General features: G+C 31.2%; 13 protein-coding genes. All 13 read right to left on the reverse strand.

Annotated elements, in window-relative coordinates; all coding sequences use genetic code 11:
* Positions 1-167: 167 nt before the first annotated feature.
* Positions 168-941 (reverse strand): SDR family oxidoreductase, encoded by a 774-nt coding sequence (locus tag UH1x_RS16095; RefSeq protein ID WP_482622973.1) that lies wholly within the window; start codon positions 939-941, stop codon positions 168-170.
* 10 nt (positions 942-951) lie between these two features.
* Positions 952-1,692, reverse strand: coding sequence for an SDR family NAD(P)-dependent oxidoreductase (locus tag UH1x_RS16100; protein WP_482622975.1), 741 nt, complete (start codon positions 1,690-1,692; stop codon positions 952-954).
* 35 nt (positions 1,693-1,727) lie between these two features.
* On the reverse strand, positions 1,728-3,002 hold the full coding sequence (locus UH1x_RS16105) for an ATP-grasp domain-containing protein (RefSeq protein ID WP_482622976.1): 1,275 nt from the start codon (positions 3,000-3,002) through the stop codon (positions 1,728-1,730).
* Positions 3,003-3,070: 68 nt separating this feature from the next.
* Complete coding sequence (locus UH1x_RS16110; RefSeq protein ID WP_482622978.1) at positions 3,071-4,303, reverse strand: glycosyltransferase family 2 protein; 1,233 nt, start codon at positions 4,301-4,303, stop codon at positions 3,071-3,073.
* A 4-nt stretch (positions 4,304-4,307) separates the two neighbouring features.
* On the reverse strand, positions 4,308-5,126 hold the full coding sequence (locus UH1x_RS16115) for an SMP-30/gluconolactonase/LRE family protein (RefSeq protein WP_482622979.1): 819 nt from the start codon (positions 5,124-5,126) through the stop codon (positions 4,308-4,310).
* A 9-nt stretch (positions 5,127-5,135) separates the two neighbouring features.
* Positions 5,136-5,882, reverse strand: a complete 747-nt coding sequence (locus UH1x_RS16120; RefSeq protein WP_482622980.1) for an SDR family NAD(P)-dependent oxidoreductase — start codon at positions 5,880-5,882, stop codon at positions 5,136-5,138.
* Positions 5,883-5,964: 82 nt separating this feature from the next.
* Positions 5,965-6,570, reverse strand: a complete 606-nt coding sequence (locus tag UH1x_RS16125; RefSeq protein WP_482622982.1) for a sugar transferase — start codon at positions 6,568-6,570, stop codon at positions 5,965-5,967.
* Positions 6,571-6,702: 132 nt separating this feature from the next.
* Positions 6,703-7,884: a glycosyltransferase family 4 protein gene (locus UH1x_RS16130; protein ID WP_482622984.1), complete on the reverse strand. Its 1,182-nt coding sequence runs from the start codon at positions 7,882-7,884 to the stop codon at positions 6,703-6,705.
* Position 7,885: 1 nt separating this feature from the next.
* Complete coding sequence (locus tag UH1x_RS16135; RefSeq protein ID WP_482622986.1) at positions 7,886-9,037, reverse strand: glycosyltransferase; 1,152 nt, start codon at positions 9,035-9,037, stop codon at positions 7,886-7,888.
* 11 nt (positions 9,038-9,048) lie between these two features.
* Positions 9,049-10,137: a glycosyltransferase gene (locus UH1x_RS16140; RefSeq protein WP_482622988.1), complete on the reverse strand. Its 1,089-nt coding sequence runs from the start codon at positions 10,135-10,137 to the stop codon at positions 9,049-9,051.
* On the reverse strand, positions 10,137-10,718 hold the full coding sequence (locus UH1x_RS16145; protein WP_482622990.1) for a serine O-acetyltransferase: 582 nt from the start codon (positions 10,716-10,718) through the stop codon (positions 10,137-10,139). The genes UH1x_RS16140 and UH1x_RS16145 overlap by 1 nt, the downstream gene beginning before the upstream one ends.
* Positions 10,719-10,768: 50 nt before the next feature.
* Positions 10,769-11,674, reverse strand: a complete 906-nt coding sequence (locus tag UH1x_RS16150; RefSeq protein ID WP_482622991.1) for a glycosyltransferase family 2 protein — start codon at positions 11,672-11,674, stop codon at positions 10,769-10,771.
* Positions 11,667-13,028 carry a murein biosynthesis integral membrane protein MurJ gene (murJ, locus tag UH1x_RS16155; protein WP_482622993.1) on the reverse strand — a complete coding sequence of 454 codons (1,362 nt, stop codon included), beginning with the start codon at positions 13,026-13,028 and terminating at the stop codon, positions 11,667-11,669. Before murJ ends, UH1x_RS16150 begins: the two co-directional genes overlap by 8 nt.
* Between the last annotated feature and the right edge of the window lie 6 nt (positions 13,029-13,034).

The following is a 13,034-nucleotide window of genomic DNA, read 5'->3' on the forward strand; positions in this document are numbered from 1 at the left end:
ATTCCTTTTATGTACTATATAAATAGGTCGTAAAATTATTGAATCTAGTATTATCACCTAATAAAATTGTTTTCTAACATTTTAATCGGATTAATGACTTCAATTTAATTTTACGAACCTATTATTTTTTTACTAATTGTTTAATTAAAATCTAAAAATTAGATAATTTATCTTCCTAAATATCCTCCATCTACAGGTATAACAGTACCAGTAATGTAGTCGCTAGCAGAAGAACATAAGAATACTGTCAACCCTTTTAAATCCTCGCCATTACCCCATCTTTTCATGGGAACTCTAATGAAAACTTCTTCGGTTCTTTTTTTATCGTTTATCAAAGCTGTATTGAGTTGAGTATCCATATAACCAGGTGCTATAGCATTAACACAGATACCTTTTGCTGCCCAATCATTTGATAGTGCTTTTGTCAATTGACCTACGCCTCCTTTTGATGCTGCATAAGCCGGAATAGTAATTCCTCCTAAGAAACTCATCAAAGAAGCAATATTAATTATTTTTCCACCTCCATTTTCTAACATGTTTTTTGCAACATATTTGCAGTAATAGAAAGTAGCATCTAGATTAATAGCAATTACCTTACTCCATTCTTCATCAGGGAAATCTTCACTAGGGTATCTTCTTTGAATTCCTGCAGAATTAATCAAAATATCTACTTTTCCTCCTAGTAAATCTAATGCAGATTGATAAGATTCTTTTATTTCAGCTATTTTACTAATATCTGCTCGTAAAGCATCTACTTTTAGGCCATCTTTTCTGAATTGCTCGCAAATGTCAAAAACTTTTTCATCAAAGTCTATGACTACAGTTTGCGCACCTGCTTGAGATATCGCCTCAACCATAGCTTTTCCAAGGTCACCGGCGCCACCAACTACTATTGCTTTTTTACCGGCTAAACTAAATGATTCTAATATATTTGATTTCATATTTTTTATTTTATCCCATGAATAATCCTCCGTTCACATCTAGAACTGAACCAGTTGTAAAGCCAGCATCGTCACTTGCAAAATAGCAAGCCGCAGCTGCAACTTCTTTAGGTGTTCCAAATCTTTCTAAAGGAAATCTTTCTTTTAATTTCTTTAAAACTTCAGGGCTACGTGCCGCAGACATATCTGATTCTATAGTCCCTGGTGCAATACAGTTCACTGTAATTCTTTTTTTGGCAAGTCTTCTGGCTAAACCATATGTCAATGCTATAATTCCACCTTTAGATGCGCTATAGGCCATTCCATTTTCAAATCCTCCCATTCTACCTGAATTGGACGATAAGTTTATAATTCTCGGATGTTTACTCTTTTCCAAATATGGAATTGATTTTTGAATCATGGTAAACGTACCTCTAAGGTTAACAGCCATAACATTATCCCATTCTTCAATAGAGGTTTCTTCTATGCTAGCCATGTCTAAAATACCGGCACTATTTACGAGAATATCTATTCCGCCAAAGTGCGAATTAATATGTTCAAGAGTTTCTTCAACCGATGATACATTTGTAACGTCACATCTGTATCCAATTACTTTTTTGCCTGTGTCATCAATATTTTTAGCAGCTTTTTTTGCACTGTTTTCAGAAACACTTAAAATGGCTACATTATAACCAATAGCGTAAAATTTCTCAGCTATTGCTAAACCTATATTTCTAGAGCCACCTGTAATAACGGCTGTTTTATTTTCCATATTTTTTAATAAATAGTTAATGCTATATGTTAGTTTTAAAGGTAGTTTTTAGCATTTATTGTTTCTGGCCATGTCAATATCATATCATTTCCAGAATTATCTGTAATTACTAACTTTTCTTTAAACTCTGTCATTTTAGAATTCAATTCTTCAATTGAATCAGCTACAACGTAAATACGAGAAAAAACTTGTCTCTCAGTTCCTAGCCATTCTTTTTTAACACTATCGCCTTCCTTAAATCTGTCTAAAACAAAAATTACGTTTTTATCATCTTTAATTTCAGCTAAACCTTCAATAGTATTAATTGTTCCTTCTTTTAATAGAACCCATATTGTACATGCTTTTTTACCTCTAAACATATAATCGTTCTTTTCAGGAAAATCTTCTTCCCCTAGAACGCCTGTAAAGGCAAAATTGATGAGCATTTTTCTATGATCAAAACCATTAATATGTGCTAAATGAATATGTGGGGCTTCACCTTGTAACCTAAACCCAGGATCGTAGGCGTAAAAAATGCCGTTCTCTACGAAGAACTGAAGGTTAAGTACTCCATTTTGAATATTAAGTTTTTTAAAAAAATCGCTAAGTTTCGGGTGTATTTTTTCAATAAATAAATCTGTGTTTTTTGAAGGATAGATTGCTCCAATACCTACGGGACTAAAGTCTCCTTGTATTTTAGTAGTAATCCTATCATAGGTAGCAGAAAGATATGGTGTGCCATTTCTAAAAGTGTAGTAGACGGCCATATCATCACATTCCATATATTTTTCTACTAGAACGACTCCCTTTTTAGAAAATTCTAATGCAGTTTTTACAGAATCTTTAAAGTCTTTGTCGTCTCTGCATATTTTCATGCCAACACCACCACCATTATCAACAGGTTTAATCATTAATGGATAGTCAATATTTGCTGGTTTTTCTATATTTGAATCATTATCAAGATAGGTGCCGGGTATATCTTGTATATCGAATTTTTCACAATACTTTTTAAATCCATCTTTACTACAAAAAGCTTCAATTGCTTCCTTGTTGGCATACGTTGGCATATTAAGCTTTGCGCAAATTTCACCATAGGGTTTTACTAAAATATCTGCTACCCCTACCAAGACGGCGTCAACTTTCAAGTCTTTCGCTAGCTGAACTATTTTATCAACCTCAAAACCATCTATATCATAAGTTTCAGAGGCATTCTTTTTTGCAGGTGCATCTGGGTTAGGGTCAACAACAATAGTGTAAATGCCCATTGAAATTGCTATGTCAACTAATATTGCTGTTTCAGGATTTCCTCCTAATATTATAAGTTTTTTCATAAGTAAAACCTTAATTTGATTTTTTTAAATTGTAATAATAGCGATGTAATTTTAACTGCTTTTAAAAATCAGTTATTTTGAAATCTAAATTCATCGTCAAACCCTAATTGAACAAGTAAATTACTGACTTGGTTGAAATCTGTATTGATTTTCACAATCTTTTTTTCATCTACGCCCATAAGACTTAGTTCTGTTTTGATGTTTTTATGATAAGAAGGATTTATCGTCGCTATTATCAAATAATCGTAATCTAATTCTGATACTGAACTAATTGGTTTAACATAATTATCACCTATTTTTAATTCATGATAATCGACATCTATCCAATTGACAACTTTAAAATAATTATTCTTTATGTTGGTAGATAAAATATGTTGACCGAAAGAGCCAGAACTATAAACTACAACTCTTGAGTTTGGCTCAATATTTAAAAACGGATTAAATATTCGATTTCCATCTTCATCGTATATCAATCCTCCAGACCTTACCAATATTTGGGAGTATAGGTAATATGTTATTTGCTCTTTTATATTATTTTCATCGAGTGACATTTTAAGTTTCGATTGTAAATAATTCATAAGTAATCCTAATCTATAATATTCAATTTTAGGATTCTCCACAGATTTTACAATAGAATCATGTCGTTGTCTATAATAGTATAGGGGAGTGCTACTTATAACTAAACTTTTTGTAATAGTTAAATATGAAAAGGTAATTGCAGCATCTTCGCCCATGACCACATCATTTGGTACATTGAAAAGAATTTGATCTAATAAATCTTTTTTGAATAGCTTGTTCCAAACATATGTAGATATACCATGTTCACAAAATTCACCGTTGTATATAGCATTGGGAAGTATTTTAGATTTTAGTTCCTTCTCGTCATAAATACCTACATCTTTTGGTTTAATCGTTTCGATTTTTCCGTCAAATTCTCTAAAGTGACCTGTAACTACCAGGTCTGCCTTATTTGTATCGGCAAGTTTAAACATAATGTCTAGATAAAATTTATCTACCCAATCGTCTCCATCAACAAAGGTTACATATTTTCCTTTTGCACTTTTCAACCCTTCTTTTCTTGCACTTACAAGGCCGCCATTTTCTTTATGAATCACTTTAATTCGTGCGTCTTTTTTGGCGTAATCATCACAAATTTTTGGACAGTTGTCTGGGCTGCCATCATCTACCAAAATTAATTCAAAGTCTAAAAAAGACTGATTTAGAAGACTGTCAACACATTGTGGTAAATATTTTTCAATTCTATATATCGGAACAATTACGCTTATTTCAACAGTGTTCATAAGTTTAGATTTTATTTAATTCAAGATAGTATAAACCACCTCCGTATATATCTTTTTTAGATTCAGATTTTGCCGTAGTCACATATAAGTTTGCGTTAGTATCAAAACAGCATGAAGTAACGTTAGTACAAGGCAACTCTATATGTTTTAATTTAACACCATTTATAGGGTTCCATTGAGACACACATGAGCCTCCCCATTCGGCAATCCATAACATTCCATTAGTATCTATGCACATACCATCAGGACTTCCTCTATCCTGTAATTCTATTATGTAAGAATCGAACTTTACATCACCAGTTATTAAATCGTATGAATACTTCGCTACTTTTTGGGTAGGTGTATCAATAAAATAGAGCCACTTATTATCTAAAGAAAATGCCAATCCGTTTGAGATTGTGGTGTTTTTAATAATAGTCTTGTATTGTCCGTTATGATAAGAAAACACCTGTCCAATATTTTTTTTCACCTGTGGGTATCCCATGGTTCCTATAATATATCTTCCTATTGGATCTTTGATACCGTCATTATATCTAACAGCATTATCAATATCAATTTGAAAAGCAAATTTCTTTTCTAATGTATTAAAGTCTATTTCAAAAAAACCATTTTTAGATACAGCTAAGACTTTTTTATAACCTAAAAGATAAATGCAACTAACAGGAGAATCTAGCTTTATACTGAGAACTTCTTTAGTATGTGGGTTATGAAAATATACTAGATAGTCTAAAATAGATACTAAATAAAGATGATTATTCTCTTTATCGAATACAGGTCCTTCTAGAAGTTCAGAATTAGAATGAAATACTAATGAATCAATCATAAATGACAACTATATATACTCTCCTCCAGTAATTCTCATGATTGAGCCCGTAGTCATTTCTGACTGATCGGAAATAAAATACATTACCGCAGGTACAGGGTCAAAGGTGTTTAACATTCGTCCCATTGGTAAAATACTAGAGGCTTTTTGCTGTAACTCTTTTTCGCTGACTCCCTCTTTCTTTCTCAATTCAAGTTCCCCTTCTGTATTTGTCCATCCCATAACTAAATAGTTAGACCTAATCCCATATTTTGCATAATGATGGGCAATATGAGTGGATAATGTATTTAGCGAACTTTTAGTTAGTGCATAAGCAGCTCTATCTATTTCACCATAATCCATATGAGCTGATCCAAAGAAAACAATAGAACCAGATTTATGTTCTTTCATGGATTTTAATACATGTTTCAACAGGAAAAATGGAGCCTTTAGATTGACATTGAATACACTATCATAAATTTCTTCTTCAGTGTCCATAATTGAGGAAACTGGTGTTATACCTGCATACAAAATTAAAGAATCTATCTTTTTAAATCGTTTAATAGTTTCAATATAAAAATTCTCGATTTCATCTATTTTATTAAGATCTAATTCATGAAAATAGAGTCTATCTTCTGCATTTAATGATTTAATTATTTTCGAGCCAAGTGTTGTTTGTCTTCCGCTGAAAGCAACATTGTAGCCTTTTTCAATACAAGACTTTAATATTTCTTTACCAACACCTTTGGCACCTCCCAAAATCATTACAGTTTTCATTATCACAATTTATATTCAGATAGTATAACGGGGGTTATACAAGTATTATTATTACTTCAACGTGATAAAGCTATAGATAGTGTTATTTGTTACCAACAAACTTTTCCATGGTCGTATTATCCGATGCTGAGATGTCGGATCTTTTTAATACTTTTTGTAATGTCATGAAGTATATTTTCATATCAATAGTAAAAGAAATATGGTTTACATACCACACATCATACTCAAATTTTTTATCCCAAGAAATTGCATTCCTACCATTAACTTGAGCCCAACCTGTAATACCTGGTTTGACTAAGTGTCTCTTATTTTGTTCTTCACTATATAAGGGTAGGTAAGAAACTAACAAAGGTCTAGGTCCAATAAGACTCATATCACCTTTCAATACATTTAACAATTGTGGTAATTCGTCTAAAGACGTATTTCTAATAAATTTACCTATTGCCGTCATTCGTTTAAAATCGGGCAGAAGATTACCTTCTTTATCTTTTTTATCGTTCATAGATTTGAACTTGATAATTTTAAATATTTTTTGATCTTTACCCGGTCTTTGTTGATAAAAGAAAGCACTACCGTTATTTGAAATAGCTAATGAAATCCAAACAATTAAAAATACGGGGCTCAATGCCAAAAGCACTAATGCAGCTATTATAAAATCAAAAAATCCTTTTAAAAAACTAGTATACATGCTATTGACTATTATTAGGGGGCTAAATTAATTATTATAAAATTCTAGTAAAGCAGTAAATAGACCAATTACTGTAATATAGGGCTAATGGGTAAAACCACTTTTTACCTAAAATAGTGAAGTATAATATATTTAATCAGTGGTTGAAATTATACGTTTATATTCCTCTAGAATAGATTTCCAAACAAAACTTTGCTCATAACGGTCGGCTATCATCGCTCTGGCATTTTTAGCCATAGCTGATACTAAACTTGGTTCTTCCACAAAAAGTGTCATAGCTTTCAATAATGCCATTTCATTTTTTGAAGGAACAATATATCCATTTTTGCCATTTTCAATAATTTCATTACTACCATTAATATCTGTTACTATGGCTGGTAACCCCATTGCACCGGCCTCTAAAACTACATTAGGGAAACCCTCTCGATAGCTTGGGAAGACAAGAGCGGTAGATAGAGATAAATAGGGTCTAATGTCATCTTTCTTACCAACCCAGATAATACGTTTTTCTTCATTTAACTTATTCCAGGTACTTTCTGGTAAAATATCTGTTTCACCTTCGTGAGAACCTACAAGAATCAATTTTACATCAGCGTGTATTTCAACAAGTTTACAGAAGGCGCTAACTAATTCGTTCATGCCTTTGTCGTTCACCAACCTTCCAATAAATATGAAAACAAAATCTTTATCTGTAATACCTAGATTGTCCTTTTCAACTATTAAAGATTCTTTTGGTAATAGATTAGGGTCAAAATAGGAGAGGTCTTTACCATTAACGTTACCGTTGGCTATGACTTTTAAAGGTTTTGTGGTAACCTTATATTGTATTAGGTCATTTTTTACTCCGTTACCTTCAGGGTATACATTTGTAGCAAATCTGCAGATTATTTTATCAAATAATAATAATAGCTTTTTTAAAAATCCCGTTTGGGTGGGGAAAATTAGTCCTGTAAATGTATGCGCCCTAACGGGTACATTTGCAAAATAGGCTGCTATCATGCTAAGTAACCCCGCTTTAGGGGTTATAGAGTGTACCATTAAAGGTTTCTCTTGACGAAAATACCTGTAAAGCTTATATAATGAGACTAAATCTTTGAACGGACTTATGGATCGTTCTATATTTATACCTTTGGTTCGTATGCCTTCACGTTCTTCCACTTGCTTTAAAACAGTACCTTCAGATGCTACACCAATTATATTATAATACTGATTTAAGAAATGAAGTTGTCCCTTTAATAGTCCATATAACGAACCAGGCACAGCAGCTGTTCTAATTATTTTTTCGTTAGATTTTTTTTTATGGGCAAGAGACATATTATGCTAAGATATGATTTGTGTACAGTTCTAAAATAGGTTCTCTTTCAAAATCTTTTATACGTTTTTTTACATTATTTCTGCAATGAACTAAATATTCAGGATTTTCTAGGCAATATGCTATTCCTTTTTGAAGTGATTTTACATCCCCTACAGGGCTAAGTACCCCGTAATCAGTAGTCATAATATCATCTGATTTGGTTTCTTTAAGCTCCATAATTTCATCAGGACCAGATTTACAATTGGTAGTAATAATCGGAAGACCACATGCCATAGCCTCCATGATTACATTAGGAAAGCCCTCATGGTTAGAACTGAAAATAAATATATCTGCTGCTTTCAAATACTGGAATGGGTTACTTTCAAAACCCATTAAAAAAACTCTTTCTGTAATACCTAAAGTATTTATTTGTGTTTGTAAATCTTCGCGTAGCTCTCCTTCCCCAAAAACATATAGTCGCACCTTTTTAAAAGGAGCAATTGCCTTTATCATTAGTTGATGGTTCTTTACTATTTGCAACCTTCCAACACTAACAAGATTAATATATTTAGAGTCAAATAGAGTATTGTTTGGTGTAATATTATTGATCTTTTCTAAATCTATTGGATTATAAATTACACCTGTTTTCTCTGAAGGAACATTAAAATTTGATACTAAATCTTGAGCACTAGCTTTGGCATTACTTATTATAAGGTCGGCTTTCGGATAAAGCCATTTAACCAAAAATCTATTTATTTTACTTTGCATGTCGTTGTATCCGTACTGCAAGCTGGGGTAATTACGTTCACTCACCATAAGCTTGTAGGGGTGCCGTGTAAACCAACGTGCCATGATATTAATATAACAGGGCCTTGATAAAAGACTAAATGAGTGGGTGATTTTTTCTTTCTTTAAAAATTGCGCGTATTTCCAAGCTAAATACGGTAGTTTAATAAATTTGATTAAACCAGATTCCATTGGTTCAGATTTTTCTAAATAATGAATAGGAATATTTTCTATGCTTGGGTATACAATTTTAGTATTCATCAATACTAAAACTACGTTATAGTTTTTAGCCTGTAAATAGGGTAGAAGGTAAGACATTACCCGCTCAGCACCACCACCTGACATTGAATAAATAAAAATGCAAATTTTGTTATTCTCTCTTTTCAAAGATTATATTTTTAAGATTTGTTATTTACTAACGATTCAAATAAATCCTCATATTCAGATATAATCTGCTGAGAGCTATACTTTTTTCTTACTGTTTTACTAACCATATTTGGTGTAAAATCATTGATATTCTCTATTATAACTTCTAACTTTTCAATGAATATGTCCTCGTTATCTACTAGAAATCCATTTTCGCCATTTACCATTATTTCATTCATGCCTCCTGGTGCCTTAAAAACAATGGCAGGGGTGCCAACGGATATACTTTCAATAAGTGCGTTAGGAAAACCTTCAACGAATGAACCTTGCAAAAACACATGGCTATTTGTTAAATAATCATTGACCTTATCTGTGAAAGGGATAAAAGTGATATTTTGGCTCAAATTTAATTGATTAATAGCAGCTTCAATATTTGGTTTTTCAACTCCATCACCTATAATAGTATAATGAAAAGGATATTTTAATTTTGAAAGTATTTGTAAAATTCTAGCATGCCCTTTTTTTTTCGTTAATCTGCCCACAGTGATGAATTTAAATTCTTTATTATGAACTGGTATTTCTGACTTCACCTTAAAATTCTGTGAGACCGGATTGTTTATAGTTATAATGTCAGTTTTATCAACATTTTGCTTTTGAATAAGGTCATTAGTCATATCTTTTGATTGACTTATCAATTTATCTAGACCTTTATAACCTATATGGTACGCGAAATTAATTAGCTTAGTTTTAATTTTTGTTCTTCCGTTGAAAACGCTACTTGCACCATGAACCGTTGTTTGTCTTCCAATGAAAACGGTTTTTGGGTTAAAAAAAGAGACATAGCCCATTATCGCATTTAAATGAGATAATGAACTCAATACTAAATTAGGTTTCTCTTTATGGACCAATTTTAATAGAGGTAGAAATGCTTTGCCAACACTAGAATTGTTCAAATAAATAGTTTTTACATTTGATATATCATATGCATTATCTTTTTCAAAACCTATAACAATAAGTTTGGTTTCAAATTTTTTAGCATCCATATTTTGTGCCAAAAAAGACATTACTTTTTCTGCACCGCCAGGGGACAAACTTGGGATTATAAAAAGGATTTTATACATTAAATGTGTTTAATTATTCTTTTAATATCAACCTCGCTTATCTTCTTTGCAGGTGATCCTCCTATTAGAATTCCATCTTCATTAAAAGACTTATTTACCGAAGAATTTGCTGCAATTGCAATATTATTTCCTAAACTGATATCGCCGTAAATTTTTACACCGGGAGCTATATAAACATTATCGCCTATTTGTGGAGCTTCAGGTTTTCCGCCAGATGCCCCAATATTTACACAAACTTCCATTCTGCAATTTTTCCCGATTCGTGCTTTACTATTTACCACAATAGTTCCGTAATGTAGGATGCACAAACCTGGTCCGAAAACGTTGATAGGAATTGAGAAACCTAATTTTAATGATATTTTTTGAAATTTATAACGTAGGTATTTAATATATAGTTTATCGATTAAATTAGTTTTACAGTTAGAATAGAATTCTAATTTCCTTAATGATTTCTGAAATTTCCATGTGGGTGCTGGAACTAAAAAATCTTTCAATTTGTCCTTAAACGAATGAATCTGAATACCTCTAGCAATCGAATCTTGCTCAAGATAGAAATTATATTCTTTTTTGGATGTTATCATAGAAATTATGGATAATATTTAGAGACTCTCATGTATAATAAAAGAAAGGTCTAACTTTTTTGTTTTATAAATGAGATTATTTTTTTTGGTATAAATCCTAGAGCAATAATTAAGCAATTAATAGTTTTAATTCTGTCTAATGAAATTTGTGAATCTTTAAACGTGAGTCTAGATTTTATATAATCAAATGCGTAACTTCTAAAATATTCAAATTTATAGATATCAGAAATAGTAGTTTCGTATAGCTGATAATATGCATTATAATATTTCACTTTTTCTAACTCTAATCTAGTTTTTTGTTTTTGAATGTAACCATCAGGACTTGAATAATAAACTCGATGAAATACGTTTACACACAAATAATCATAGTCTTTGTTTATTCTATTCCATGTTGCACTTTCACTTATAAATGATTGGTCACTATGAAACATTTTATATTTTTTTAATACTTCTGTTCTCCAACTGTGCCATTTTTCACCAGCTACTCTTTGGTCTTTTTTAAGTACGCGATTATTAAAATCTACTTGCCAAAAATTATCAGGAAACTTTTCTCCTACCAAATTATTATCTTCATCTTTTACCAAGGTCCAAATTGTAGCAATCTTATCTGCATTTTTAGTGATATTTACAGAACTCCAAAGTTGATATAATTCCTGAAATGTATTTGGAACAAAGGTATCATCGCTATCTGCAATTATGGTAATCTCGTTATTACAGTGATTTAGACCTTCATTTAGGGCGTTTGGTTTCCCCTTATTTTCTGGTAAAACCAAATACTTTACGGAAAAGGGTAAATTCACTATTTCCCAACTATCAATTAATTTTGAAGTTTCATCACTACTGGCGTCGTCAATTATAATCCACTCAAAATCTTGAAAGGTTTGAGCTTTTAACGAATCAAATACCCTTTTTAGGGTATGTGCTCTGTTGTATGTAGGTGTCAATACGCTAAACATAAAATTCTTTTGAGTGTTGTTTTGTGATATACAGGTATATTACAAGTGCATTAATAAGTGACACTAGTGAAGTAGCTAAAGCTAAACCTTTAATACCTATCCATTCTACAAACGTATAATTAAATAAAATATTGAGAGAAAGACTTAATATAGAAGACCATACTAAGAAATTATTCTTATTTATTGCGGTCAAATATTTATTCATAATTATCCCCATAATATAAAAAGGTATTTGAATAAAATACATTTGTTGAATTAAGTATACTATATCGGTATTGTCAGAATTAAACTCACCTCGTTCAAAAAATATTATAATTATCAATTTGGAAAAAATGATTAAAATTAGTGTAACAAGTGATAATCCTATCAAGCACATTTTAATCATTTTTTTCAAATATAGAAATGTATCTTCTCTATTCTCTGCAGCTTTATTTGAGAAATAAGGTAAAATTGTACTACCTATTGGTATACTCAATAAGCTAATCGTAACCATTGGTATTTTGTAACCATAGTTAAGTGCTGCTATAGCACCAATAGCCATTTGTGCAGAAAAATATTGATCAACCATAGGGTTTACTCCATTTATCAACCCAGAAGAAACTTTTGCCGGAACTTGTTTTAATATGACTTGGATATTATCATTTTTAAAATTCGGAGAACCTAGTTGTAATAGTCTTTTTTTGAACCCAAAATAAATAAGGTAAATTGTACTTGAAAAACTTCCTGTCAACATTCCTAAAGCCAATGCTTTTTCTTGTAGTTCATTATGGAAAAAAAGACAAATAATAGTTGCGATTGGTATAAAAATAGCATTCAATGATGATACGAGAAACTCATTATCCGCCATTAATAATCCAGATATTAATGAAGATATTGCCCAAAATAGAATACAAGGTAAAATTATAAAGAGTTGTGTTTTTATCAAATCGTAATAAGCATTTTCATGCCCTGGAAATAAATACTCTAAATAATAATCAACACCAATATAAATGATGAGAATCATCAGGAGACCAATTCCAACCGTTATTATAAAACTGCTTGATTGAAAACTACTAGTGTCTTTTTTTGCTTTTTTTTCAAGTAAATAATTTGGAATGAAAACGCTTCCATAAGAATTTATAAAAACGCTTTGAATAAATGTTGGTATTAATACCGCAATTAAAAATGTATCAAGAAGTAATGAAACACCATAAGTATCTGCAATAAAAATCTCCTTGAAGAAACTAATTCCTTTAACTAATAATGAAATACCACCAACGATTAACATGTTACTTAAAAGTTGTGATTTCTGTTTCTTTAAAATACTTTTTAGGATATCAGAAGTACTTTTTAGAAAACTTAATATTTTTTTCATTTGAAA

This window comes from Maribacter sp. UH1 (assembly GCF_056839145.1).